Below are 25,613 nucleotides of genomic sequence, written 5' to 3'. Positions count from 1 at the left end.
CTCTCAGTCGACCACGGGGCGGGGCGCGTCCGCCAGCGGGAGGCGGGGCCCGGGGAGGCTTCCGCTCGTGTGTCCCTCTGTTAGATTGGTCTATACCACACGATCCGCTCCACTCTTTAAGATCGGCAGGCCCCAGCGTGGAAGTTGTCATCGTCCCGGACGCCAAGGCAGGCGGCGAACTCATCGCGGAGGCCATGGCCGCCCTCCTGCGCCGCAAGCCCGACGCCCTGCTCGGCGTGGCCACCGGCTCGACGCCGCTGCCCGTCTACGAGGCCCTCTCCGCCAAGGTCCGCTCCGGCGCGGTGGACGCCTCGCGGGCCCGCGTCTGCCAGCTCGACGAATACGTCGGCCTGCCCGCCGACCACCCCGAGTCCTACCGCTCGGTGGTGCTGCGCGAGGTCGTCGAGCCGCTCGGCCTGACCGAGGCGTCCTTCATGGGCCCCGACGGCACCGCCGAGGACGTCCAGGCCGCCTGCGAGGAGTACGACCGGGCGCTGCCCGCGGCCGGCGGGGTGGACCTCCAGCTGCTGGGCATCGGCACCGACGGCCACATCGGCTTCAACGAGCCCTGCTCCTCCCTGGCCTCGCGCACCCGGATCAAGACGCTGACCGAGCAGACCCGCGTCGACAACGCGCGCTTCTTCGGCGGCGACATCGAGCAGGTGCCCCACCACGTCATCACCCAGGGCATCGGCACCATCCTGGAGGCCCGCCACCTGGTGCTGCTGGCCACCGGCGAGGGCAAGGCGGACGCCGTGGCGGCGTCCGTCGAGGGCCCGGTCTCGGCCCTGGTCCCCGCCTCGGCGCTGCAGCTGCACCCGCACGCGACGGTCGTCGTCGACGAGGCGGCCGCGTCCAAGCTGAAGCTGGCGGACTACTTCCGCGCCACGTACGCGGCCAAGCCGGCCTGGCAGGGCCTGTAACCACCACGGGCGAAAGGCCCCGGTCCCGCCCTTTCCCGAACCGGGCAAGCCCGGCCCCCGCAGGGGGAAACGGTGAAAGGGAAGGACCGGGGCCTTTTCTTCCGCCGCGGCGGAAGCGCAAGCCCACTCGGCAGGCCTACGCCCCCGCGATGACCTCCGCGGCAGCGACCCCGCACACCCGCGCCGCACCGTGCGTGGCGACGTGCAAAGCACCCCGCACGGGGGCCGCGTTCAGGCCCATCTCCACCACGACCGTGTCCGGCCGCGCCGCGAGCAGCGCGTCCAGCGCCTCCGCCATCCACCCGTGCCGGTGCGCGTCCCGTACGACGGCGACGATCCGCCGTCCGCCCGCGGCGGCGAGCACGTCCGCGGCACGGGCCGCGCCCGAGCCGTACGTGGCGGTCTCCGTGCCCGGCAGCAGGCGGGCGAGTTCGGCGCCGACGCCCCAGGGGGTCTCGTCGCCGACGGCGATGTTCGCCAGCGGGGTGAACGCGGCCACGTAGGCGGGCCCGTCGAGGGGCCGGTGCGCGGGCGAGGCGGTCACCCGCAGGGCGCGCCGCGCCGCGGTCAGCCCCACCTCGGGGGCAGGCGCGTTCCCCTCCTCGGCCGCACCCGCCCCCGAGGTCCAGCGCGCCAGGGCGCGCACCCGTGCCGCGGCGTCGGCGAGCCGTTCCTCCGGCAGCTCGCCGGCGCGTACGGCTGCGACGAGCGCGTCGCGCAGCCGCAGCACGGTGTCCTCGTCGGCCAGTCCGCCGCCGACGCAGATGGCGTCGGCGCCCGCGGCGAGGGCCATGACGCTGCCGCGCTCGATCCCGTGGGTGCCGGCGATGGCCCGCATCTCCATGCCGTCGGTGACGACGAGGCCGTCGAAGCCGAGGCCGCCGTCGGCGACGGGCGCGCGCAGCAGCCCGTGCAGGGCGGCGGGGCTGAGGGTGGCCGGCAGGTCCGCGTCGAGCGCGGGCAGCAGGATGTGCGCGCTCATGACGGCCTTGGTGCCGGCGGCGACCGCGGCGTGGAAGGGCACGAGTTCGCGTGCCCGCAGCGTGGCGAGGTCCGCGTCGATGCGCGGCATGTCGTGGTGGGAGTCGACGGCCGTGTCGCCGTGGCCGGGGAAGTGCTTGGTGCAGGCGGCGACGCCCGCGGCCTGCAGGCCCTCGACGTAGGCGGCGGTGTGCCGGGCGACGAGCTGCGGGTCGGCGCCGAAGGAGCGGACGCCGATGACCGGGTTGTCCGGGTCGGAGTTGACGTCGGCGGAGGGCGCCCAGTTGAGGTTGACGCCGCACTCGGCGAGCCGGCGGCCCAGTTCCCGGGCCACGGCCCGGGTCAGCTTGGTGTCGTCGACGGCGCCGAGGGCGAGGTTGCCGGGGAAGGAGGAGCCGGTGCGCACCTCCAGCCGGGTGACGTCGCCGCCCTCCTCGTCGATGGCGACGAGCACGTCGTCGCACTCGGCGCGCAGCTGTGCGGTGAGGGCGGAGAGCTGTCCGGGCGAGGTGATGTTGCGGCCGAAGAGGCCGACGGAGGCGAGCCCTTCGCCGAGCCGGCGCAGCAGCCACGCCGGGGCGGTGGTGCCGGTGAAGCCGGGCTGCAGGACGGTGAGGGCGTTGCGCGTGAGCGTGTCCATGTGAATCGACCCCTAACCCTTCACTGCGCCGGAGGTGAGGCCGCCGACTGCCTTGCGCTGGAGGATGACGAAGAGGATCAGGATGGGCACGGCGAAGAGCGAGGAGGCGGCCATGGTGGCGCCCCAGTCGTCGCCGAAGGCCGTGCGGAATCCGGTGAGCCAGACGGGGAGGGTCTGGGCCGAGGCGTCCTTGTTGAGGATCAGGACGTAGGGGAATTCGTTCCAGACGGTGATGAAGCCGAAGAGCGAGGTGGCCATGAGGCCGGGCGCCAGCAGCGGGAAGATCACCTTGAGGAACGCCTGGCTGCGGGTGCACCCGTCGACCATCGCGGACTCCTCCAGTTCCTTGGGCACGGCGGCGACGTAGCCGCGCAGCGTCAGGACGGTGAAGGGGAGCACCATGACGGTGTAGATGGCGATCAGCGGCACGAGGCTGTTCAGCATCTCCGCGTCCCGGACGATGATGTAGTACGCCAGCGCCATGACCTCCCACGGGGCCATCTGCGCCATCATCATCACCAGGATGAAGCTCTTGCGCCCCTTGAACCGCATGCGCGCGACGGCGAACGAGGCGAAGAGGGCGATCACCAGCGACAGGGCGACGGCGACGAGGGTGACGGTGAAGGAGTTGCGCACCAGCGTCCAGAAGCCGTCCGCCTGCACCGCCTTCTGGAAGTGCTCGAAGGTGGGGCTGGTCGGGAACCAGACGGGGTCCTCGCTGACGATGTCCTTGTTGGCCTTGAAGGCCGTGCTGAACATCCAGTAGACGGGGAACACGAACGCGAGGAAGAGAACGACCGCGGTCGCTCCCGGCCAGATCCGGCCCAGGGTCGATCGCCTCACAGCTCGTCCTCCTCTTGCTTGAGCACCAGGCGCAGGTAGTACGCGGTCAGGGCCAGCAGCATCACGATGGTCAGGATGGAGATCGCGGCGCCCATCCCGAAGTGCTGGCTGCCGAAGCCCTCCTGGAAGGCGTAGACGGGCAGGGTCTCCGTGAGCCGGTCCGGCCCGCCCTCGTTGATCGCGAACACCTGGGTGAACGACTTGAAGATCCAGATGACTTCGAGGAAGGCCGTCGCCAGGAAGAAGGGCTTGAGGAAGGGGAAGGTCACCGAGGTGAACTGCTTCCAGCCGTTCGCGCCGTCGAGGGCGGCCGCCTCGTAGAGCTCCTTGGGGATCGTGGTGGTCGCCGCGTAGAGGTTGATCGCCACGAAGGGCACCGACTGCCAGACGAGCAGCACGGTGATCACGAAGAAGGTGGAGAACTGGCCGCTGGTCCAGCTGTAGCCGGCCATGGAGTGCCAGCCGAGCCGGTCGAGCACGTGGTTGACGACGCCGAAGCGCTGGTCGAACAGCCACTGGAAGACGGTGGTGGCCGCCACGACGGGCATGGCCCAGGCCAGGACGAGGCCGAGCGAGAGCAGCAGCCGCAGGGCGGTGCCGAGGCGGGCGAGGAGCAGGCCGATGAAGCAGCCCAGCACCATGATGAGGACGACGTTGACGAGGGTGAAGACGACCGAGCGGCCGGTGACGCCCCAGAATTCGGAACTGCCGAGCTGCTCGGCGTAGTTGTCGGTGCCGGTCCACTCGGTGAGGTGCTGGATCAGCTGGCGCCGGCCGAGGTCCTGGAAGGACAGCAGGCCGTTCTTCAGCAGCGTCCAGCCGAGCAGCAGCACCGTGACGGCGGCGGCCGGGAGGATCAGCAGATACGGGGCGCTGCCGGCGAGCCGGCCGGGGCCGCGGCGGGGAGGCGGGGCGGTGCCCTTGCCGGCCTGTGAGGCGGGTCCGGTGACCGCCACCTCTTCGATCTGCGCTGACATCGTCGTCCGCCTTCTCCCCTGTCGAACGGTATTGCTTTGGTGCGCGGCCGGGTAGGGGGCCGTCGTTCACGACCCCCTGCCCGGCCGTCGGGTCACTGCTTCTGGCTGAGGCGCTTGTTGACGTCCGCCTCGACCTGCTTGGCGGCCTCCTCGGGAGACTTGCCGTTGAGCACGGCCGTCATGTACGCCTTGATCGGGTTCGGGGCGTTCTCCACCGCGGCCCACTCGGGGATCAGCGGGGTGGTGCCGCCGCCCTTGACGGCCGGGGCCGCGGCCTCGGCGGCCGGGTTGCCCTTCAGCTGCCCCAGCAGGGACTCCTTGTTGGGGATCGAGCCGACCTCCTTGGCCAGCGCGCCCTCGTTCTTGTCGGACAGCGCGATCTTCAGGAACTCCTTGGCGAGCTCCTGCTTCTTGCTGCCCGCGGTCACGGCGAGGTTGGAGCCGCCGAGGAAGACGCCCTCGGGCTTGTCGGCGGTCTCACCGGGGATGGCGAAGTAGCCGAGGTCCTTCTCGATGGCCGGGTTGGCCTTGATGGCCGTGGCCGCCTCCCAGCCCATGCCGATGAAGGCGCCGGTCTTGCCCTTGGCGAAGACGTCGGCCTGCTGCGGGGTGGCCTCGTCCTTGTCCTTGGGGGCCTTGCTGAAGGCCTGGTACTGCTTGTAGATGTCCATGGCCTTGGCGACCTTGGGGTCGGCGAGGTTGGACACCCACTTCTTGCCGTCCTTCTTCACCAGGTCCGCGCCGGTGCCGATGGACAGGCCGTCGAAGAAGTACCAGTTCTGGCCGGGCAGGTAGAGCGGCTCGGCCTCGCCCTTCTTCTGGATGGCCTCCAGGGCCTTGAAGAAGTCGGCGCGGGTCTTGGGGACGTCGGTGACGCCCGCGTCGGCCCAGACCTTCTTGTTGTAGATGACGACGCGGTTGACGGCGTACCACGGCGCGGCGTACTGCTTGCCCTCGAAGACGGCGGGCTTGTTGAGCGACTCGGACCAGTCCGCGCCGATCTCCTTCTTCAGGTCCCCGAGCTCGGCGAGGCCGCCGGTCTGCGCGTAGGAGGGGGTCTGGGTGTTGCCGACCTCGACCACGTCCGGCGGGTTGGCCTCGGAGAGGGCCGTGGTCAGCTTCTGCTGGATGCCGTCCCACTTCTGGACCTGGATGTTCAGCTTGGCGCCGGTCTTCTGTTCGAACTCGGCCTGGACCGACTTCGTCCAGCCCGGGGCGTTGGAGCCGTCCATGAACCAGACGGTGAGGCTCTTGGCCTTGCTTCCGTCGCCCGATCCCTCGTCACCGTCGCTGGACCCACAGGCAGCAACACTCACCAACATGGCCGCGACGCCCGTCGCCGCTATGAGCCCTCGCTTCACAGCACTCTCCTCAAGGACCGGATGTGGTCTTTAATGGTTTAGACCAGTGCCCGCAGCTTGGCCTAGACCTTTTGGGGTGTCAAGGGTGTATAAGAGTCGCTGTCGGCTCCGTTACCGGACCGACACCTCGAGGTCGACCTGGGCGTCTCCGGGCCCCTCGGGCTCTGCCCGTGCCACCATGTGACCGCGACAGACGGAGGAGCCGGTGACAGCAGCAGGATCGGAGTCGGGAAGGCGGACGATGGCGACCGACGGTGGTACGGCCGAGGGCGGCAGCGCGTCGGGCGGCGCGCGGACCGCGCGCGTCCCCAAGTACTACCGCCTCAAACGCCATTTGCTGGACATGACCGAAACCATGCCCCCCGGCACCCCCGTGCCGCCGGAGCGGACGCTGGCCGCGGAGTTCGACACCTCCCGCACGACCGTCCGCCAGGCGCTCCAGGAGCTGGTCGTGGAGGGGCGGCTGGAGCGCATCCAGGGCAAGGGGACGTTCGTCGCGAAGCCCAAGGTCTCCCAGGCGCTGCAACTGACCTCTTATACGGAGGACATGCGGGCCCAGGGCCTGGAGCCGGCCTCCCAGCTCCTGGACATCGGCTACGTCACCGCCGACGACCGGCTCTCCAAGCTGCTGGACATCACGACGGGCGGCCGCGTCCTGCGCATCGAGCGGCTGCGGCTCGCCAGCGGCGAGCCGATGGCGATCGAGACCACGCACCTGTCGGCCAAGCGGTTCCCGGCGCTGCGGCGCAGCCTCGTGAAGTACACGTCGCTGTACACCGCGCTCGCCGAGGTCTACGACGTCCGCCTCGCCGAGGCGGAGGAGACCATCGAGACGTCCCTGGCCACGCCGCGCGAGGCGGGCCTGCTGGGCACGGACGTGGGCCTGCCGATGCTGATGCTCTCCCGCCACTCCCTGGACGCCCAGGGGGAGCCGGTGGAGTGGGTCAGGTCGGTCTACCGCGGCGACCGGTACAAGTTCGTGGCGCGGCTGCGGAGGCCGGTGGAGGGGTAGGGGCCTCGGCCCGGTATCCGGGCTGGGGGTCCGGGGGTCACCCCCCGGGACGACGCAGCGTGGCGCGGCGCCGGAGGCCCGTGGACGCATAGGCCGCCACCGGCACGATCGCCAGGGCCAGCAGGCCGCCGCCCGCGGCGAGGGCCGGGTAGCCGCTGCCGGCGACGACCAGGCCCGAGGTCATGCCGCCGGTGGACCCGGCGATGGCGATGGCGACGTCGACGAGGCCCTGGGTCGAGGCGCGCGTGGCGAGCGGCACCGCTTCGGTGATCATGGCGGTGCCGCTGACCAGCCCGAAGTTCCAGCCGAGGCCGAGCAGGACGAGCGCCGCGGCGAGGGTCGCGCCCTGGTGCGGCGGGGCGAGGGCGGCGAGCAGCCCGGCCAGGAGCAGGGTGGCCCCGGCGGCCGCGGCGACCCGCGGCGGGCCGAAGCGGTCGACGAGCCTGCCGGTGAGCGGGGACGGCAGGAACATCGCCGCGACGTGGACGGCGATGACCAGGCCGGTGGCCTGGGTGCCGTGCCCGTGGGCGCTCATGTGGACGGGCGTCATCGTCATGATGCCGATCATCACGAGCTGGCTGAGGACCATCACTCCCGTCCCGGTGGCCACCCCGCGCCCGTGCGCCCGGCCGGCCGCCTCCTCCGCGCCGGCCGCCTCGCCCGCGGCGGCCCGGGCGGTCGCCTCCGCCGCGGCCAGCTCGCGGGCCCGCAGCAGCGGGTCGGGGCGCAGCGAGGTGCCCATGACGACCGCGGCCGCCGCGTAGGCGACGACGGCCAGGAGGAACGGCCCGGCGAGCCGGGGAACGCCCCAGGCGTGGGCGACGTCCCCGGTGACGGTCACCAGGTTGGGGCCGACGACGGCGCCGAAGGTGGTGGCAAGGAGCACGGTGCTCACCGCGCTCGCCCGGCGTGCGGGCGGCGCGAGGTCCGCGCCCGCGTACCGGGCCAGCAGGTTGACGGCCGTGCCCGCCCCGTAGACGAAGAGGGAGAGGAAGAGCAGCGGCACCGAGTCCACGGCGGCCGCCACCACGACGCCGAGGCTGCCGAGGGCGGCGGTCGCGTGGCCGAGGGTGAGCCCGGGCCGGCGGCCCCACCGCTCGCTGAGGCGCCCGATGACCATGGCGCCGAGCGCCGCGCCGGCCGTGAACAGCGCGCTGGGCACGCCGGCCAGGCCGGTGGAGCCCAGCATGTCCTCCGCGAGCAGCGCCCCGACGGTGATGCCGGCGGCGAGGCCGGCTCCGCTGAGGACCTGGGAGATCACCAGGACGGTCATGATCCGCTTCTGCTCGGGGCCGGTGTCGCTCCCCGGGCTGCCGTGCGTGGCAGGTGCTGCGGGCCGGACGCCCATGGCTCCCTCTCCCTGAGTGTCGGTCGGCGGTGTCGGTCGACGGCGCGCTACGCCGCCCGCAGCGGCTCCAGCGCGGCGATCTCCTCAAGCGACATGTCCAGCTGCCGGTGCAGGAAGCGCACGATCGTCCAGTGGGGCAGCGCGCCCTCGTCGAACGGGCCGAACTCCGCGCAGTACAGCGGGATCCAGCGCAGTGCCTCCTCGACGGCCTGCTCGCGGCCGGGCTCCTGCTGGTACTCCTCGTAGGCGATGCTGCGGTGGTGGATGAAGAAACGTCCCGGCAGGCGCTCCTCGCACAGCGCCCGGTACTCGCGCGTCTGCAGGATGAGGTAGTGCCATATCTCGTCGATCTCCTGCTCGACCGGCAGGAAGAGGCCGCTGAGCTGCTCGCGGTGGCGGGAGACCAGGTAGAGGTAGCGCAGGGCCTCCAGGACCTGGCGCTCGACGTACTCGGGCTCCGCGCCCGTGCTGCCGGTGAAGTACCGCACCACTTCGGCGTGCAGCTGCTCGCCGAGCAGCGCCTTGAGGTCGTCGGCGGAGACCGCCGGGGCCGTGCCCGGCTGCGGGGCGTTCGACTGCGGAGTAGTGGTCATGCTGGGTTCCGTCCCGTTCCCGTCGTCCTGTTGATCAGAGGTCGCGTGCGAGCCAGGCGTACTTGCCGGACTTCCCGATGGGGATGTGCTCCCGGTGCTCCGCCGCGCAGGGCAGCCCGGTCAGCTCGCGGACGCCCCGCTCCAGCGCGGCGCTCCGCTCCGGTCCGAGCGGGCCGCCGTCGAAGGTCGTGTACAGCAGCCGGGCCGTCGTGCCGCCGTCCTCGACGCGCAGCTGGTGCAGGAACACCCCGGGCGCGGCGGCGCCGATGCGCTCGTCGAGGTCTCCCTGGGCGACGGGCCCGCCGGGGGCGGCGAGCAGCTCCTTCTCCCGGCCGCAGAAGCTGGAGATCTTGGTGGGGTCCGGGGTGCCGTCGAGGGTGCGCGCGCAGTCGCCGGAGCGGTAGCGGATCAGCGGCATGTACGGATTGCGGACGCTGGTGACGATGAGGCTGTAGAGCGTGCTGCCGGGGGCGACCGGGATCAGCTCGACGCTCATCTCGTCGAGGTACGGCCGGTAGCGGCCGTGGCGGTCGCTGTAGAAGAGGTAGCCGAGCTCGGTGCTGCCGAAGAGGTCGACGACCGGGCAGTCGAAGTGCTCGTGCAGATACCGCCGGACGTTGGCCGGGGTGTATTCGTAGGCGTGGATGATGCTGGCGGGCTGCGGGAAGGCCTCCCACAGGCCCCACGCCTTGGCCTTGTGCACCAGGTGCGCCAGGTGGTAGCCGGAGCAGTCCAGGTGGTAGCGGCCCTGCGGGTGTTCGCGGCGGGCCGTCTCGATCTCGCCGAGCATCCGCTCGACGTCCTCGCGCGTCCACAGCGCGGGGTCGAGCCGCAGGTTGACGTAGAGCGTACGGTCGTCGAGCCGCCGGTCGTCCAGGTCCGGGACGGGGCTCGGCTCGGCCCCGCGCTTCTTGGCGTTGACCCGCGCCACGTGCTCGGTCGCCAGCACCGTGGTCAGCGAGACCCTGCGGCAGCCGTCCTCCCAGGTCCCGGAGATGTCGGGGTGCTCGCTCCACAGCCGGTAGTAGGAGTTGAGCAGGAAGTACGGGGGCCGGATGATCTGCATCCGGGCGTGGTTGGTGCCCGTGGAGAGGACGAACTCGGCCTCGCCCGCCTCAAGTGCCTTCTCGAGGACGGGTGTCATCCAGTTGTCCGGGAAGCCGTCGGCTATCTCGGGTTTCTCGAGCACGGGGAAGTGTCCCCGCTCGATCGACGCGCGGTAGATCGGTATGTCCCTGATCCGCTCGACGACGCCGGCCGTCGGCTGCCCATCCATGTGCCACCCCGGGAGTGATCGGAGAAGGAGAAGGCCCCGCACGGCGGTGACGGGGCCGGTACGCACGGAGTGGACCGCGCACATGGTGGTCGCGGTCCACTCCGCTCGCTTCGGTCAGTCTCCGGTCGTCAGGAGATACAGCCCGTCTTGGGCGCCGCGCTGATGCAGCCCGCCTTGGGGGCGGCGCTGATGCAGCCGTCCTTGGCTGCCTGCGCCGAGTTGGCGGCGACCCAGCCGCGCCAGACGTTCTCCTGCGCCATCTTCTTGATCAGCTTTTCCATAACGCACCTCCGAAAAGTGAGGAATTGCGGCGATGACTGTGCATTTGTGCCGCTACTGCAGACCGTAAAGCGTTGGCCAAGCAAGTGTCAACGGTTCCCCAAGTGACGGTGCCTCACTTGGCCTTCCCTCGACCCCGGTTGGCCGGTTACACCGCGGCCTTCACGGGCTCGGGCTCCGGCTCCGGCGCCGGCTCGGGGTGCCGCATCCGCACCGGCTCGGTGCCGGCGTCGTTGTGCCGGGCCGCCCAGCTCTCCATGGCCGTACGGCAGGCGTGGTCCAGATGACGCACGCCGGAGAGGTCGATCTCGACGGGCCGGTCCTTCGGGAGGGCCTCCAGCGTCTCCAGGATCCGGGGCAGCCGCAGGAACGTGGCGTTCCCGGTCACCGTCGCGACCGTCCGGCCGTCGGTGAGCTCGCGGACTTCCACCTGGACCTTGGAGGTGTCCCAGGCCGTCTTCACCACGGCCAGCAGGATGCCGAGCACCACGCCCTCGAACATGCTGGTCGTCACGATGGCGACGGCGGTCACGGCGAGGATGACGAGCTCGCCACGGTGCTCGCGCCACAGCGGAGCGATGTCCTTCACGGGCACCAGCTTGCAGCCGGCGTGGACGAGCACGCCGGCCAGCGCGGCCAGCGGGATGACGCCGATCGCCACCGGCAGCAGCACGGCGAAGAGCAGCAGCCAGACGCCGTGCAGGATGCGGGAGAGCGCGGTCTTCGCACCGGCCTGGACGTTGGCGGAGCTGCGGACGATCACCGCGGTCATCGGCAGGGCGCCGAGCACGCCGCACACCGTGTTGCCCACGCCCTGGGCCATCAGCTCCTTGTCGTAGTGCGTGCGCGGCCCGTCGTGCATGCGGTCGACCGCAGCCGCGCTGAACAGGGATTCCGCCGACGCGATCAGGGTGAAGGCGACGACGGTGCCGAGGACCCCGACGCTGCCCAGCGTCGTCAGGTCGTTCAGCCCGGGCGGCTGGATGGCGTCGGCCAGGCCGCGCACCTCGACGTTGGCGACGTCCAGACCGCCCAGCGCCGTCACGGCCGTGGCCAGGGCGACCGCCACGAGCGGCGCCGGCACCAACTGCGCCTTGGCGGGCAGCTTCTTCCACACGACGAGCACGACGATGGTCCCGGCGCCGACCGCGAAGGCGGTCAGGGCGGAGCTGTCCGAGAAGATGTCGGCAGCCAGACCGGGGATGCCCAGGATCTTGTCCGGGCCGGAGCGCGGCTGCTTGACGCCGGCCATCGTGTACAGCTGCCCGAAGATGAGGACGAGCCCGATGCCGGCGAGCATGCCCTGGACGACCGAGACGGAGATGGCCCGGAACCAGCGGCCGAACTTCAGTGCCCCGAGGACGATTTGCAGCACGCCGGTGGCCAGCACGATGGCACCGAGCATGCCCAGGCCGAATTCCCGGACGGCCTCGAAGACGAGCACGGTCAGCCCGGCCGCGGGGCCACTGACCTGCAACGCACTGCCGGGGAGGGCGCCGACGACGAGCCCGCCGACGATGCCGGTGATCAGGCCGAGTTCGGCCGGCACCCCGGAGGCCACGGCCACGCCGACGCACAACGGCAGGGCCACGAGGAAGACGACGAGCGAAGCGAGCGCGTCCTGCCGCAGGACGGCAGGCTGCTTGAGGGCGGAGAACATGGGTGAGGGTCCCTTGAGGGTCGCGTGAGGACGGGTCACAGGGGTCCGAACGACACCGGGTCGCTCTCGGGCAGATGGACTTCGACCGCGCCGGTGTGCACCTCGTAGTACCAGGCGTGCAGCCCCAACGTGCCCTTCTCCAGCCCCTCTTGGACGCAGGGGTAGGCGCGGAGCGCCTCCAGCTGGGCGACGGCGTGCCGCTGCACCGCCTCCGCCATGTCATCGGTGAAGGTCTCGACGGCCCGGGCGGGCGCGTCCGCGGGGACGGAGCGCTCGAGCCAGCCCTGGACGGCGGGGACGGCCGAGAGGTCGTCGCCGCGGACGAAGGCGGTGACGGCACCGCAGTGGGAGTGCCCGCACACGATGATGTCGCGGACGCCCAGCACGCGCACCGCGTATTCGATCGTGGCCGCTTCGCCCGAAGGGCTGCTGCCGGGGTATGGGGGGACGATGTTGCCGGCGGTACGGAGCTCGAAGAGCTCTCCGGGTGACGCGCCGGTGAACAGCGCGGGCACGACGCGGGAGTCGGAGCACGTGATGAACAGCGTCTCGGGTGACTGTCCCGCTTCGAGCGCGCGGAAACTCTCGGCGCGCTCGGGGTCGGCCACGTGAGTGGCCGCGAAGGAACGCGCGTTGTCAATCAGGGACTTCATGATGGCCTGCCTCCTGCGCTCCGCGGCAGCCGCCGGGGCGCGGTGTGGTCGGGTCGGATCGAGCATGACGAGCATGCGAACGGCATGCCGGTGCCACGGCCGTGGGGCAACGGGCACCGATCGGCTGCAGACAATTCTGCACGACCGCTGCGACCAACACTTTACCTGTGTATTACCTCCTCGTGAAAGACAAATTTTTCGACAAAAACCGGACGTCGAAGGCCACTTGACACAGGATTGGTACAGTCCCGAACTATTCGATTCCCCCAGAGATTTTGGAGGAATTGATTCCGCCCTCACCGCAACCATGAACCCCTCCGGCTGCGTCTTCTTTACGTTATGCGGAGGGATGCATTACCCGTGCATTACGCACGTAATTGCTTTCGGAGGCCCGCCGCGGGCAGCGAAACGCCCACCCGCGCGGCCTGCGCGCGGGTGGGCGTGGGGACGGTCGGGCGGCGGTGCGGCCGCGGTCCTGAGGGCCCGTCAGACCATCGCGTCGTTCAGGATCTTCAGCGCCAGCCGCTTCGTGCGCTCGTCCGCCTCCGCGGCGTTGCCGCTGTCGAACGGCGGCTGCGGGTCGTACTCCACCCCGAGCTGAACGGCGCGAGCCACTTCCTCGCCCGCCAGGCGGGAGGCCAGCCGGAGGCCCATGTCGATGCCGGCGGAGACGCCCGCACCGGTGATGACCTTCCCGTGCTCGACGACGCGCTGCTCCGTGACGACGGCGCCGTACTCCTCCAGGACCTTGCGGGCGGCCCAGTGGGTCGTGGCCCGCACGCCGCGCAGCAGGCCGGCCGCGCCGAGGATCATGGCGCCGGTGCACACCGACGCGGTCCATGTCGTGCCGCGGTCGATGCGGCGGACCCAGCTCCGGACGGCCGGGTCGGCGGCCGCGGCGTCCACGACGCCGCCGGGCACCAGCAGGACGTCGGCGGAGGTCACCTCCGCCATCGCCCGCTCGGCGACGATGCTCAGCTCACCGGTGTCGGTGCGGACCGGGCCGGCCCGGTGCGCACCGACCGTCACGACGCGGACGCCGGGCAGCCGGCACAGCACCTCGTACGGGCCGATCGCATCGAGCGCGGTGAACCCCTCGAAGAGCAGCAGCGCGACGGTGCGCTCGCCGGAACCGGTCGCGTCGCCGCCCGCGGCCCGCGCGGCGAACGCCGGCGTCGCGGCCCCCGCCGTTGCGAGGCCCGCCCCCACCGCTCCGGCCACCGCCGTCCCCAGAAGTCCCCGTCGGCTGGGACCGGTTGACGCACTCATGTGGAAACCCCCACAGATCGTGATCGTTGCGACCGGGCGGGCCGCGCCGGCCGCATTGATCAGCATGCGAGGTCACTCGTCCCCTCACAAGGACGTTTGTCCCACCTTTCCTGCCATCGGCCGCAGCGGTACCGGTTCCACCCGTGTCACACCCACTGCTCCCCAGTCGCGGTGGTCATCCCGGTTGCCGCGGTTGTCCGTTCACTCGTTGCGGAAGCGCGCCGCCCAGCAGGCCGCCGTGATGACGTCGTCCACGACGACGGCGTCCACCACCGGGCAGGCGGGCTCCCGCCCCTCCCGCACGGCCGCCGCGAAGTCGGCGATCAGCGGTGCGTGCGGGTTGGGGGCGAGCTCCGCGTCCAGCGGGTCGAGCGCCAGGAAGCGTCCCCCGGCGGTGACGTCCAGGCGGTCCCGCCCGGGACCACTCGCCCAGGCGAAGCGGCACTCCGCCGACGTGCCCGACGCCCAGCCGAGGGAGAGGTGGGCGCGCCGCTCGGCTCCGGCGGCGAACCTGCGGCCGAAGCGCGCGCCCACGCGCGCGGGCGGACCCAGCACCGCCAGCAGCAGGTCCAGACGGGGGCTGCCCGCGTCGGCGAGGACGCCGCCGCCCACGGCCGGGTCCGTGCGCCAGTGCCCGGGCGCCGGGTCGAAGGGGGCGCTGAAGGTGATCCGCACGCGCGCGGGCGCGCACGCCGTCAGCGCCTCGCGCAGCTGCCGTGCGGCCGGCCCCAGCCGGCGGGGGTAGGCCACCCCCGCGCACAGACCCGCCCGTTCCGCTTCCGCCGCCAGCGCGCCCCCGCCGCCGAGCGCGCCCGCCAGGGGCTTCTCGACCAGCACGTGACAGCCGGCGCGCAGCGCGTGGAGCGCGAGGGGGACGTGCGCGGCGACCGGCGTGGCCACGTACACCGCGTCGGCGGCCGTGAGCCGGCCGAGGTCGTCACCGCCCGCGGGCACCCCGTGCTCCGCCGCCGTCCGGGCGGCGCGCTCCGGATCCCGGCTCCAGACGTACGCCGCCTCCTCGCCCAGACCGCGCAGGGCCGGCAGTACACGGCGCCGCACGACCTCGCCGCTGCCGGCGACCGCCCACTTCAAGGACGCTCCATGTCCACCAACTCACCATAAACGGAACGTCTTTTCAACAGCGCTGATGACGTTGTCATACCGATATGCGGACAGGGGGTGACGGTCGGCGGGGCCCTCACCTAGATTTCCTGCGCATCACGCAGTGATCACACAGGGGGGAGTCACCACCATGACGGAACCACCGGAGGGCGGCAGGAGGGCGGTCGTCACCGCGCCCCTCGCCGTGGCGGGGCTGTGCCTCGCCGTCCCGTTCGTCGCGATGCTGTGGGTGGACTCCTACGCCCGGACCGGGCCCGCTTTCATCGGCATCCCCCTCTTCTACTGGTACCAGATGCTGTGGGTGCCGATATCGACCCTGCTCACCGCCGTCGCCTACGTGCTCGTGCGGCGCCAGGAGCGGGCCCGCAAGGCGGGTGAGCGGCGGTGAAGGACGGCGTCAACGGCGTGGCCCTCGCCGTCTTCATCTTCTTCTTCCTCGCCGTGACGGTCATGGGCTTCATGGCCTCGAAGTGGCGGCGGGCCGAGAATGCGGACAACCTCGACGAGTGGGGGCTGGGCGGCCGCTCGTTCGGCACCTGGGTCACCTGGTTCCTGCTCGGCGGTGACCTCTACACCGCGTACACGTTCGTGGCCGTCCCGGCGGCGATCTACGCGGGCGGTGCGGCCGGCTTCTTCGCGGTGCCGTACACGATCCTGTGCTACCCGCTGGTCTTCACCTTCCTGCCCCGCCTGTGGTCGGTCTCCCACAAGCACGGCTACGTGACGTCGTCGGACTTCGTCCGCGGCCGCTTCGGCTCGAAGGGCCTGTCGCTCGCCCTCGCGCTCACCGGCATCCTCGCGACGATGCCGTACATCGCGCTGCAGCTGGTGGGCATACAGGCGGTCCTGGACGTGCTGGGCGTGGGCGGCGGGTCGAACTGGTTCATGAAGGACCTGCCGCTGCTCATCGCCTTCGGCGTGCTCGCGGCCTACACCTACTCCTCCGGGCTGCGGGCGCCCGCGCTGATCGCCTTCGTCAAGGACGCGCTGATCTACATCGTGATCATCGTGGCGATCATCTACATCCCGATCAAGCTGGGTGGTTTCGACCACATCTTCAGCAAGGCGGGCGAAGCGTTCGCGGTGAAGAACCCGGAGACCGGCAAGCCGCGCGGCGCCCTGGTGAGCGGGCCCGACGCGCAGTGGGCGTACGCCACGCTCGCGCTCGGCTCCGCGATGGCGCTCTTCCTCTACCCCCACTCGGTGACTGCGGTTCTCTCCAGCAAAGGCCGCAACGTCATCCGCCGCAATACGACGATCCTGCCGCTGTACTCCCTGATGCTGGGCCTGCTGGCGATGCTCGGCTTCATGGCCATCGCCGCCGGGATCAAGGTGAAGAACGGGCAGCTCGCGATCCCCCAGCTGTTCGAGGACATGTTCCCGGACTGGTTCACGGGCGTGACCTTCGCGGCCATCGGCATCGGTGCCCTGGTCCCGGCCGCGATCATGTCGATCGCAGCGGCGAACCTTTTCACCCGCAACATCTACAAGGACTTCATCCGGCCGGACGCCTCGCCCGGGCACGAGGCGAAGGTCTCCAAGCTCGCGTCGCTGCTGGTGAAGGTCGGCGCGCTCGTCTTCGTCCTCACCATGGACAAGACCGTCGCCATCAACTTCCAGCTGCTCGGTGGCATCTGGATCCTGCAGACGGTCCCCGCTCTCGTGGGCGGCCTCTTCACCCGCTGGTTCCACCGCTGGGCCCTGCTGGCCGGCTGGGCCGCGGGCATGGTCTACGGCACCTGGAAGGCGTACGACACGCCGAGCGCCACGCAGGATCATTTCGGCAATACCAACCTCATCCCCCTTATCGGGGAAAAGGGTTATATCGGGCTCACGGCCTTCGTGCTCAATGTGATCGTCGTCATCGTCCTGACCTTCGTCCTGAAGGCGCTCGGCGCGCCGGACGGCAAGGACGAGACCGCCGCCGCGGACTACACGGCGGACGCCGGCGACCCGGGGGTGCAGGCCGAGCTCCCGCCGGCCACCGCAGGGGCCCCTGGAGGCCACTAGAGCGACCCTCGGCGGGGCCCTCGCCCCGCGGAGCCGACCGGGCCGTCACGCCCCTCTGGAGGGCGCGTGACGCCCCTTCGCCGTGCCCCTCGCCCGGCACCCCTCCGACCTGCGGACCCACCCTCAACACCGGGGCCTGATAACACATTCCGACCCATGCGCTTACCGCGCGACACAACATGTGGGGGCGCGTACGGGGGGCGGCACTAGATGTATGCTCGTCCTCGCTGTCGTCGCAGGGGAATCCGGTGGAAATCCGGAACTGTCCCGCAACGGTGCATGTATGCCGTTAAGCCGCGCATGCAGGAGTCCGAGTACCTGCCGGCAGCCGCCCTCCACCGAGCCTGCCCTGGGCTCGGCTATGGGCGTTGAATTCGTCCGGGCCTCGCGGGTTGGGCCGGCGGACGCCTACGAGGCATGCCCTGGTCCATCAGGCGTGCCCGTGCGCGACCGTCGAGCCCTCCCGCCGGCCCCCACCCAGCCGAGCGAGGGAGAGCCTCAGTGACCATCGCGCCCGCCGATCCGGTCTCAGCGACTGCGGAAGCGACCGGCGGCCCCGGGACCGCGCTGCTGCGCACCCTGACCGACCTCACCGCCGACCTTCCCGCCACCGACCCGGGCAAGGTCGCCGCCGCCGCACTGCGGGGCCGGAGCGCGAACTCGGACGAGGCCGAGCTGCGCTCCCTCGCCACCGAGGCCGCCGCCGGGCTGATCGCCGAGGAGCCCGAGTACTCCAAGCTCGCCGCCCGGCTGCTCACCCGCGCGATCGCCGAGGAGGCCGCCGGCCAGGGCGCCACGTCCTTCTCCGCCTCGGTCGCCGTCGGCCACCGCGAGGGCCTGATCGCGGACGACACCGCCGCGTTCGTGGCCGGTCACGCCGCGCGCCTGGACGAGCTGGTCGAGAAGGCCCTCGCCGACGGCGCCGACGACCGCTTCGGCTACTTCGGCCTGCGCACCCTGCACAGCCGCTACCTGCTGCGCCACCCGATCACCCGCAACGTGATCGAGACCCCGCAGCACTTCCTGCTGCGCGTGGCCTGCGGCCTGGCCGAGGACCACTCCGAGCGCGCCGTCGCCGACGTCGCCGAGCTCTACGGCCTGACGAGCAGCCTGTCGTACCTGCCGTCCTCCCCGACGCTGTTCAACTCCGGCACCCGCCACCCGCAGATGTCGTCCTGCTACCTGCTGGACTCCCCGCTGGACGAGCTGGACTCGATCTACGACCGCTACCACCAGGTGGCGCGCCTGTCGAAGCACGCCGGCGGCATCGGCCTGTCGTACAGCCGCATCCGCTCGCGCGGCTCGCTGATCCGCGGCACCAACGGCCACTCCAACGGCATCGTGCCGTTCCTGCGCACCCTCGACGCCTCCGTCGCCGCCGTCAACCAGGGCGGCCGCCGCAAGGGCGCGGCCTGCGTCTACCTGGAGACCTGGCACGCCGACATCGAGGAGTTCCTGGAGCTCCGCGACAACACCGGTGAGGAGGCCCGCCGCACCCACAACCTCAACATCGCGCACTGGATCCCGGACGAGTTCATGCGCCGCGTCGAGGCCGACGCCGAGTGGTCGCTGTTCTCCCCGGCCGACACGCCCGATCTGGTCGACCTCTACGGCGACGAGTTCGACGCCGCGTACCGCAAGTACGAGGCCGAGGGCAAGGCCGTCAAGCAGATCCCGGCCCGCGTGCTCTACGCCCGCATGATGCGCACCCTCGCGCAGACCGGCAACGGCTGGATGACGTTCAAGGACGCCGCCAACCGCACCGCCAACCAGACGGCCGAGAAGGGCGCGGTCGTCCACTCCTCGAACCTCTGCACGGAGATCCTCGAGGTCACGAACGACGGCGAGACCGCGGTCTGCAACCTGGGCTCGGTCAACCTCGCGCAGCACCTCGGTGCCGAGGGCGAGATGGACTGGGAGAAGCTGGACCGCACGGTCCGCACGGCCGTCACCTTCCTCGACCGCGTCGTGGACATCAACTTCTACCCGACCGAGCAGGCCGGGAACTCCAACAGCCGCTGGCGCCCGGTGGGCCTGGGCCTGATGGGTCTGCAGGACGTCTTCTTCCGCCTGCGCATGGCCTTCGACTCGGCCGAGGCGAAGGCGCTGTCCACCAAGATCTCCGAGCGGATCATGCTGGCGGCCTACGAGGCCTCTGCCGACCTCGCCGAGCGGCACGGCCCGCACCCGGCCTGGTCCGCGACCCGCACCGCCCGCGGCGTGCTCCACCCGGACCACTACCCCAACGCCGTGGCCGCCTGGGAGGACCGCTGGGAGGCGCTGCGCGCCCGCATCGCCGAGGTCGGCATGCGCAACTCGCTGCTGCTCGCCATCGCCCCGACGGCGACCATCGCCTCCATCGCGGGCGTCTACGAGTGCATCGAGCCGCAGGTCTCCAACCTCTTCAAGCGCGAGACGCTCTCGGGTGAGTTCCTCCAGGTCAACACCTACCTGGTGGAGGACCTCAAGAAGCTCGGCGTGTGGGACCGCGCCACCCGCGAGGCGATGACCGAGGCCAACGGCTCGATCCAGGACATGAAGTGGATCCCGCAGGAGGTGCGCGACCTCTACCGCACCGCCTGGGAGATCCCGCAGCGCGCCCTGATCGACATGGCCGCGGCCCGTACGCCGTACCTGGACCAGAGCCAGTCGCTGAACCTCTTCATGGCCTCGCCCACCATCGGCAAGCTCAGCTCGATGTACGCGTACGCCTGGAAGCAGGGCATCAAGACGACGTACTACCTGCGCTCGCGCCCGGCGACCCGCATCGCCCGCGCCGCCTCCGGCGGTGCCGCGGCCCCCGCCACCATCCCCGTGCAGCAGGCCGCGCCCGACGCGGACGCCATCGCCTGCTCCCTTGAGAACCCCGAGTCCTGCGAGGCCTGCCAGTAATGTCCGCCGCTGAACAGAAGAACCTGCTCGACCCCGGCTTCGAGCTGACCCTGCGTCCGATGCGGTACCCGGACTTCTACGACCGCTACCGCGACGCGATCAAGAACACCTGGACCGTCGAGGAGGTCGACCTCCACTCGGACGTCGCCGACCTCGCCAAGCTCTCCCCGGGCGAGCAGCACATGATCGGCCGCCTCGTCGCGTTCTTCGCGACCGGCGACTCGATCGTGGCGAACAACCTTGTGCTGACGCTGTACAAGCACATCAACTCCCCCGAGGCGCGGCTGTACCTTTCGCGGCAGCTCTTCGAGGAGGCCGTGCACGTCCAGTTCTATCTGACGCTGCTCGACACCTACCTGCCCGACCCGGACGAGCGCGCGGCGGCGTTCGCGGCCGTGGAGAACATCCCCTCCATCCGCGACAAGGCGCAGTTCTGCTTCAAGTGGATCAACGAGGTCGAGAAGATCGACCGCCTGGAGACGAAGGCCGACCGCCGCCGCTTCCTGCTCAACCTGATCTGCTTCGCGGCCTGCATCGAGGGCCTGTTCTTCTACGGCGCCTTCGCCTACGTGTACTGGTTCCGCAGCCGCGGCCTGCTGCACGGCCTGGCGACCGGCACCAACTGGGTCTTCCGCGACGAGACCATGCACATGAACTTCGCGTTCGAGGTCGTGGACACCGTCCGCCAGGAGGAGCCCGAGCTCTTCGACGACGAGCTCCAGCAGCAGGTCACCGACATGCTGAAGGAGGCCGTCGAGGCCGAGCTGCAGTTCGGCCGCGACCTGTGCGGCGAGGGCCTGCCGGGCATGAACACCGAGTCCATGCGCGAGTACCTCCAGTGCGTCGCCGACCAGCGCCTGCAGCGCCTGGGCTTCGCCCCGGTCTTCGGCTCGGAGAACCCGTTCTCCTTCATGGAGCTGCAGAACGTCCAGGAGCTCACCAACTTCTTCGAGCGCCGCGCCTCCGCGTACCAGATGGCGGTCGAGGGCTCGGTCGGCTTCGACGAGGAGTTCTGAGCCGGGCGGCTTAATTCCCCTCGCACCCTGCATCGCGTGTCTCCCGTCCGGGAATCCAAGTGCGGATCCGGACACGACGGGAGGCACGCGATGCCGCGTTTCATGATGATCGTCAAGGCGAGCGACGAGTCCGAGGCCGGGGTGATGCCGACCAAGGAGATGCTCGCCGAGATGGGGGCGTACAACGATCGGCTGGCCGCGGCCGGGCTGATGCTCGCGGGCGAGGGGCTGCACCCCACCTCCGAGGGGGCGCGGGTGACGTATTCGGACGGTCCGCCCGTCGTGACGGAGGGACCGTTCGCGGGCGACGCGCAGGGGCTGGTCGCCGGATTCTGGGTGATCAAGGCCGACTCCATGGACGAGGCCCTGGAGTGGGCCCGCCGCATCCCCTTCCGGGAGGGCGAGGTCGAGGTGCGCCGGGTCTTCGAGGCCTCGGAGTTCCCGGACGGCTCGTAGCCGGCGGCCGGCAGCGGCTCGTGGAACGCGTGTGGCGGGCGACCCCCGGGTGGGGGCGCCCGCCACAGGCGTGTGCGCCGTCGTGCGCGCGGTCAGTCGTTGGCGACGACCGGGTAGCGCGGGGTGCCCTCTGCCATCTGCTTCAGGGCGTCCTTGCGGTCGCGCTTGGAGAGGCGGTCGATGTAGAGCCGGCCGTAGAGGTGGTCGGTCTCGTGCTGCAGGCAGCGGGCGAAGTAGCCGGTGCCCTGGACGCGGATGGGGTTGCCCTGGGCGTCCTGGCCGCTGACGACCGCGTAGTCGGGGCGGGCGAGGGCGGCGTAGGCGGTGGGGACGGAGAGGCAGCCCTCGTTGGAGTCGTCCAGGATCCGGCGGTCGGCCGGGAGGTCCTCCAGGACGGGGTTGCAGACGGTGCCCACGTGGCGCACGCCCTCGTCGTCCATGCAGTCGTAGACGAAGACCTTGAGATCGACACCGATCTGGTTGGCGGCGAGGCCCACACCCTCCGCGGTGCGCTGGCTCGCGAACATGTCGTCGATCAGCTGCGCGAGCTCGTCGTCGAAGGAGGTGACGTCCTTGCACTCGCGGTGCAGGACGGGGTTGCCGACCACGGTGATCGGGCGGGACGTGCCGCGCTCGCGGTGCGCGCGCTCGCGCTCCTCGCAGTCCTCGGTGTCCACGATGAACTCGCCGTCCACCGGCTGGTCGGTCTCTTGCTGCGACTGCTGCGACATGTCCGCCGTATTGCCTCTCTCAAAACCCAAAAGGATGCCTATACAGGGTACGGGGCCCCCTCGGGGGCGTCAGCAGACCTCTTCCAGATCACGCCACTCGCGTGTGTCGGGGCTGTCGGCGACCCAGCCGTCCAGCAGCCCCCGCACCAGCCCGGCGGGGGCGGCGATGCCGCACTCGCGCTCGGGCACCCACAGGGAGCCGGAGCCGGCCGTGCGGTGGCCGAGCGGGCCGGGGTGGCCGGGCTCGCTGTGGTCGTGCGGGTCGAGGTGCTCGCCGTTGCCCTCGTCGCTGGGCATGCGGCTCTCGGAGCACGTGCGGCACAGCAGGCGCACGGACGAGGACCAGTCCTCGGCGGCGAAGCCGGCGTCGGCCGCGAGGCGCTCCAGGGCGTCCCGGTCGGCCTCGGTGGCGGCTTCCAGCAGGACGACCCACGTCGGCACGGGCGAGGGGGCCCACAGCTCGATCTCGTCGAAGACGGGATAGGCGGGCCCGGCGGCGGTGACGCGCTCGCCGTGCGGGACGCCGTCGTGCAGCACGACCTCGCCCCACCGGCGCCCCGAGGAGGGCAGCGGGATGGAGAGGACCTCCATGCGGGCCGGATCGAGCCTGCGGCCCCAGACGACCTCGGCCTCGCCCTCCGGGGAGAGCCGCACGGCCGCGCTGCCCAGCTCCATGCCGACCGGCTCGCCGGCCGGGGTGCCCTCGCCGGGCACCCGCAGGCCGTACGCCTGCCAGGCGCGGCGGGCCAGGGGCCAGTCCTGCAGGGCGGTGGCGGCGATGCCCACGTTCCACCAGTCCGGGGCGCCGGCCTCGCGGTCCAGGAGCGCCACGGCGCGCAGCCCGGCGGCGCGCGCCTGCTCCCAGTCGTGGCGGAACTTGTGCAGCAGCGCCAGGTTGAACCACGACTCCGAGAGCCACGGCTCCATGTCGGCCGCGCGCGTCAGCAGCGCGCCCGCGTCCTCGTACCGGCCGTCGCCGATGAGCGTGAAGGCACGGTCGGTGGCCTGCCGCCACGAGGCGGAAGGCCGGTGCCGTACCTTGCCGAAGATCCTCACGATTCCCGCCTGCCGGTTTCTGCGTGCGACCACGCCGGATGACCCAGGTGAAGGCCGCCGTCCTCCCTGACGACAACCTGCCACATCTCACTCGCTCCGGGAAGTCGCGCCCGCTGGGCCTCCGTGCCGGAGGCAGCGCGCCCGACGCCCCCCGTCGTCTCCGTGGGTTTCCCGTCCCTCTCTCGTCGTCTTCTCCTCTTCGCATCCAACCATGCCCCTTTGGACGCCCGCTCATTACCCGTGGGTTCACCGCGGTACTCCCGCTTTGACCTGACTCTTACCCCTGGTCCGGCCCCGGTCCACCCGTCCCCGGGACCGGCTCCGCTCCCCCGTCGCCGCCCCCACGCGCGAGCACCCTGGCCAGGGCGGCCACGACCTGCGGGTCGTGCTCGCGGGCGGTGTCGAGGCGCAGCCGCTCCAGGGCGCACAGGGGCCCGCAGCCGGTCCGGCCGACGTGGTCCTCGTAGGCGTTGACCGTGCGGACGACGCGGGCGGCGAGCGGCTGCTCGCGGTAGGGGTCGGCCTGCCGCTCCACGACGACGGCGACGTCGGACGGCACCCCGGTCCGGCGGACGACGGCCCCGCCCAGGAGGGCGATGCGGCGGCGCTGCTCGGGGGGAAGCGGCTCGGTGGCCCCGGCGGGGACGGGGTCGAGGAGGGAGAGCTGGCCGATGTCGTGCATGAGTGCGGCGTACTCCAGAACGGTGAGGCCCGCCTCGGACAGGCCGAGCTCGCGCCCGGTGGCCCGGCTGAGGGCGGCGACGCGGCGGGCGTGCCCGGCCGGGGTGTGGCCCGCGATCTCCGTGGAACGCGCGAGGGAGGCGATGGTCTGGTGGTACGTGGCCCGTACGGCGGTGTAGCGGTGGAAGGAGAGCTGGGTGAGCAGCAGGGGCAGGCAGAAGACCGGCAGGGCCCACAGGCCGGCGACGCCCACGGCGAGGGCCATGACGGCGCCGGTGGCGCAGATCGCGGTGCCGATGCCGGCGAGGGAGGCCAGCTCGTCGCGGAGGACGGGCCCGTAGGGGCCGCCGGTGCGGGCGCGGGTGAGGAGCGCGGCGAGGGCGGCGTCGAAGAGGGTGGTGAGCGCGAGGACGGTGAGCAGGACGAAGGCGTAGGCGGGTCCGTGGCCGGGCCAGCGCTCCAGGACGCCGGAGTGGTGCAGCGGCTGGAAGCACACGGCGGCGAAGCCGGTGGTGAGCAGGCGCCGGGTGAGGTGGTCGCGGGTGGGCGGGCGGCCGATCGCGCCGGCCAGCGTCGCGGCGAGGACGACGGCGACGACCTGCGGGGCGCAGTGCGCGGTGGGCCGGCCGGCGATCTCTCCCAGCAGGGCGTAGGAGAGGGCTCCGGCGGCTCCTACGGGGGCGGTCTGGCGGTCGCCGGGCCCGGCCGTGGGGCGGCGGCGCCGGGCGGCCTCGCCGACGGCGATCAGGAGACCGTAGACGAGGGCGACTTGGGGCTGGGCGACGCCGTGCCACGCGGTGCGGGCCAGAGCGGCCAGGGAGAGCGCGACGGCCGCCCCGTGCACGCTCCGTATCAGCAGCACGTCACCGCGTCCCGTCACCCCTCACCCCCCGGGTGGCCGGCCCCGGTGACCGGCCGGCGGGAAGAAGGGACGTTTCCGCTGGGTGGAGTTGCACTCTCCGTAGCTTCCGAGGTCACTGTCGAATGCCATCCGTGACGGTCGAGGGCCGCGGACAGGGCCGCGACCATACGAGGGTCGAACTGGCTTCCCGCACAGCGGTGGAGTTCGGCGAGGGCTGCCGGTACGGGACGGGCCCGGCTGTAACTGCGCGTGGAGGTCATCGCGTCGAACGCGTCCGCGACGGCCACGATCCGCGCGAAGAAAGGAATCTGATGCCCCCTCAGGCCGTACGGGTAGCCGCTGCCGTCCAGGCGCTCGTGGTGGTGGAGGATCGCCGCACGCGCCTCGTCCAGGAAGCCGATGCCGCGCACCATCTCGTGCCCGTACTCCGGGTGCAGCTCGATGACACGCCGCTCCTGCGGGGTGAGCGGCCCGTCCTTGCGCAGCAGGCGGGTGGGGACGCCGAGCTTGCCCACGTCGTGCAGGATCCCCGCGAACCGCAGCGCCTCCAGCCGCTCCCCCGCCATGCCGAGCTCGCGGCCGATGAGCACCGAGGCGCGCCCCACGCGCTCGCTGTGGCCGCGGGTGTACTGGTCCTTGAGGTCGACGGCCTGGACGAGCGCCCGGATGGTGGCCTGATGGGCGGCCCGCTCGCGCTCGCAGCGCTCCAGGAACCAGGACGAGACGGACATCGGCAGCAGGACGAGCAGCGCCGTGGCCGGGCCGTAGGAGCTGTGCCACAGGGCCGCGGTCAGCAGCCCGATGGGCCCGTGCACGAGGGCCGGCAGCAGCGGGCCGGGCAGCAGGAGCCCGCTCCAGGCGGCGCGGGGGCGGCGGCGCTCGGCCGCCACGCGGACGGCGCCGTCGAGGGCGGCGGCCACCAGCGACAGCACGAGGGCGGCGAGGAGGGCGGGCGGCAGGGCGGAGGGGAAG

Annotated in this window: 23 protein-coding genes and 1 riboswitch; of the genes, 7 read left to right on the top strand and 16 right to left on the bottom strand. The window is 71.5% G+C overall.

What is annotated here, in order from left to right:
* Window positions 1-137: 137 nt before the first annotated feature.
* Window positions 138-923 carry a glucosamine-6-phosphate deaminase gene (nagB, locus tag ACSNOG_RS22325; protein ID WP_436754469.1) on the top strand — a complete coding sequence of 262 codons (786 nt, stop codon included), beginning with the start codon at window positions 138-140 and terminating at the stop codon, window positions 921-923.
* Between the two features lie 136 nt (window positions 924-1,059).
* Here nagB and ACSNOG_RS22320 read toward each other — a convergent pair whose 3' ends face one another.
* The 4 genes from ACSNOG_RS22320 to ACSNOG_RS22305 form a co-directional block, all read right to left on the bottom strand.
* Window positions 1,060-2,544 carry a glycoside hydrolase family 3 protein gene (locus tag ACSNOG_RS22320; protein ID WP_436754468.1) on the bottom strand — a complete coding sequence of 495 codons (1,485 nt, stop codon included), beginning with the start codon at window positions 2,542-2,544 and terminating at the stop codon, window positions 1,060-1,062.
* A 12-nt stretch (window positions 2,545-2,556) separates the two neighbouring features.
* Window positions 2,557-3,387, bottom strand: coding sequence for a carbohydrate ABC transporter permease (locus ACSNOG_RS22315; protein ID WP_436754467.1), 831 nt, complete (start codon window positions 3,385-3,387; stop codon window positions 2,557-2,559).
* On the bottom strand, window positions 3,384-4,364 hold the full coding sequence (locus tag ACSNOG_RS22310; RefSeq protein WP_436754466.1) for a carbohydrate ABC transporter permease: 981 nt from the start codon (window positions 4,362-4,364) through the stop codon (window positions 3,384-3,386). The genes ACSNOG_RS22315 and ACSNOG_RS22310 overlap by 4 nt, the downstream gene beginning before the upstream one ends.
* 92 nt (window positions 4,365-4,456) lie before the next feature.
* A complete protein-coding gene (locus tag ACSNOG_RS22305) occupies window positions 4,457-5,725 on the bottom strand; it encodes an extracellular solute-binding protein (RefSeq protein ID WP_436754465.1) in 1,269 nt (422 codons plus the stop codon).
* 241 nt (window positions 5,726-5,966) lie between these two features.
* Here ACSNOG_RS22305 and ACSNOG_RS22300 point away from each other — a divergent pair, with 241 nt between their 5' ends.
* On the top strand, window positions 5,967-6,737 hold the full coding sequence (locus tag ACSNOG_RS22300; protein WP_436754464.1) for a GntR family transcriptional regulator: 771 nt from the start codon (window positions 5,967-5,969) through the stop codon (window positions 6,735-6,737).
* Between the two features lie 37 nt (window positions 6,738-6,774).
* Here the strand turns inward: ACSNOG_RS22300 and ACSNOG_RS22295 are convergent, their stop codons facing one another.
* The 8 genes from ACSNOG_RS22295 to ACSNOG_RS22260 form a co-directional block, all read right to left on the bottom strand.
* A complete protein-coding gene (locus ACSNOG_RS22295) occupies window positions 6,775-8,085 on the bottom strand; it encodes an MFS transporter (RefSeq protein WP_436754463.1) in 1,311 nt (436 codons plus the stop codon).
* Between the two features lie 47 nt (window positions 8,086-8,132).
* Window positions 8,133-8,678 (bottom strand): hypothetical protein, encoded by a 546-nt coding sequence (locus ACSNOG_RS22290; RefSeq protein ID WP_436754462.1) that lies wholly within the window; start codon window positions 8,676-8,678, stop codon window positions 8,133-8,135.
* Window positions 8,679-8,712: 34 nt separating this feature from the next.
* Complete coding sequence (locus ACSNOG_RS22285) at window positions 8,713-9,954, bottom strand: hypothetical protein (protein ID WP_436754461.1); 1,242 nt, start codon at window positions 9,952-9,954, stop codon at window positions 8,713-8,715.
* A gap of 128 nt (window positions 9,955-10,082) precedes the next feature.
* Window positions 10,083-10,235: a hypothetical protein gene (locus ACSNOG_RS22280; RefSeq protein WP_168096699.1), complete on the bottom strand. Its 153-nt coding sequence runs from the start codon at window positions 10,233-10,235 to the stop codon at window positions 10,083-10,085.
* A 146-nt stretch (window positions 10,236-10,381) separates the two neighbouring features.
* Window positions 10,382-11,893, bottom strand: a complete 1,512-nt coding sequence (locus tag ACSNOG_RS22275; RefSeq protein ID WP_436754460.1) for a SulP family inorganic anion transporter — start codon at window positions 11,891-11,893, stop codon at window positions 10,382-10,384.
* 35 nt (window positions 11,894-11,928) lie between these two features.
* Window positions 11,929-12,546 carry a carbonic anhydrase gene (locus ACSNOG_RS22270; RefSeq protein ID WP_436754459.1) on the bottom strand — a complete coding sequence of 206 codons (618 nt, stop codon included), beginning with the start codon at window positions 12,544-12,546 and terminating at the stop codon, window positions 11,929-11,931.
* A gap of 486 nt (window positions 12,547-13,032) precedes the next feature.
* On the bottom strand, window positions 13,033-13,815 hold the full coding sequence (locus ACSNOG_RS22265) for a DJ-1/PfpI family protein (protein WP_436754458.1): 783 nt from the start codon (window positions 13,813-13,815) through the stop codon (window positions 13,033-13,035).
* 201 nt (window positions 13,816-14,016) lie between these two features.
* Complete coding sequence (locus ACSNOG_RS22260; protein WP_436754457.1) at window positions 14,017-14,907, bottom strand: Gfo/Idh/MocA family protein; 891 nt, start codon at window positions 14,905-14,907, stop codon at window positions 14,017-14,019.
* A gap of 160 nt (window positions 14,908-15,067) precedes the next feature.
* On the opposite strand from ACSNOG_RS22260, the gene ACSNOG_RS22255 reads away from it, so the two are divergent.
* The 5 genes from ACSNOG_RS22255 to ACSNOG_RS22235 all read left to right on the top strand — a co-directional run bounded on the left by ACSNOG_RS22255 (window position 15,068) and on the right by ACSNOG_RS22235 (window position 21,311).
* Window positions 15,068-15,325 carry a DUF3311 domain-containing protein gene (locus ACSNOG_RS22255; protein WP_436754456.1) on the top strand — a complete coding sequence of 86 codons (258 nt, stop codon included), beginning with the start codon at window positions 15,068-15,070 and terminating at the stop codon, window positions 15,323-15,325.
* On the top strand, window positions 15,322-16,947 hold the full coding sequence (mctP, locus tag ACSNOG_RS22250) for a monocarboxylate uptake permease MctP (protein ID WP_436754455.1): 1,626 nt from the start codon (window positions 15,322-15,324) through the stop codon (window positions 16,945-16,947). The genes ACSNOG_RS22255 and mctP overlap by 4 nt, the downstream gene beginning before the upstream one ends.
* A 227-nt stretch (window positions 16,948-17,174) precedes the next feature.
* Window positions 17,175-17,275: riboswitch (adenosylcobalamin-variant (AdoCbl-variant) riboswitch) on the top strand.
* Between the two features lie 173 nt (window positions 17,276-17,448).
* Window positions 17,449-19,839: a ribonucleoside-diphosphate reductase subunit alpha gene (locus ACSNOG_RS22245; RefSeq protein WP_436754454.1), complete on the top strand. Its 2,391-nt coding sequence runs from the start codon at window positions 17,449-17,451 to the stop codon at window positions 19,837-19,839.
* Window positions 19,839-20,855: a ribonucleotide-diphosphate reductase subunit beta gene (locus ACSNOG_RS22240; RefSeq protein ID WP_436754453.1), complete on the top strand. Its 1,017-nt coding sequence runs from the start codon at window positions 19,839-19,841 to the stop codon at window positions 20,853-20,855. Before ACSNOG_RS22245 ends, ACSNOG_RS22240 begins: the two co-directional genes overlap by 1 nt.
* A gap of 90 nt (window positions 20,856-20,945) precedes the next feature.
* Window positions 20,946-21,311, top strand: coding sequence for a YciI family protein (locus ACSNOG_RS22235; protein ID WP_436754452.1), 366 nt, complete (start codon window positions 20,946-20,948; stop codon window positions 21,309-21,311).
* 92 nt (window positions 21,312-21,403) lie between these two features.
* Here ACSNOG_RS22235 and def read toward each other — a convergent pair whose 3' ends face one another.
* From def to ACSNOG_RS22215, 4 genes are all read right to left on the bottom strand, one after another.
* Window positions 21,404-22,042: a peptide deformylase gene (def, locus tag ACSNOG_RS22230; RefSeq protein WP_436754451.1), complete on the bottom strand. Its 639-nt coding sequence runs from the start codon at window positions 22,040-22,042 to the stop codon at window positions 21,404-21,406.
* A gap of 69 nt (window positions 22,043-22,111) precedes the next feature.
* Window positions 22,112-23,098: a tetratricopeptide repeat protein gene (locus ACSNOG_RS22225; RefSeq protein ID WP_436754450.1), complete on the bottom strand. Its 987-nt coding sequence runs from the start codon at window positions 23,096-23,098 to the stop codon at window positions 22,112-22,114.
* Window positions 23,099-23,375: 277 nt separating this feature from the next.
* On the bottom strand, window positions 23,376-24,659 hold the full coding sequence (locus ACSNOG_RS22220; protein WP_436754449.1) for an HD-GYP domain-containing protein: 1,284 nt from the start codon (window positions 24,657-24,659) through the stop codon (window positions 23,376-23,378).
* A partial coding sequence (locus ACSNOG_RS22215) for an HD-GYP domain-containing protein (protein WP_436754448.1) occupies window positions 24,656-25,613 on the bottom strand: 958 nt, incomplete at its 5' end. The genes ACSNOG_RS22220 and ACSNOG_RS22215, both read right to left, overlap by 4 nt.

Origin of the sequence: Streptomyces sp. URMC 124, from assembly GCF_051386455.1 — a bacterium.
GTDB lineage: Bacteria > Actinomycetota > Actinomycetes > Streptomycetales > Streptomycetaceae > Streptomyces.
The sequence above is the reverse complement of the archived record's forward strand: the minus strand, read 5'-3'. Positions and strand labels throughout refer to the sequence as shown.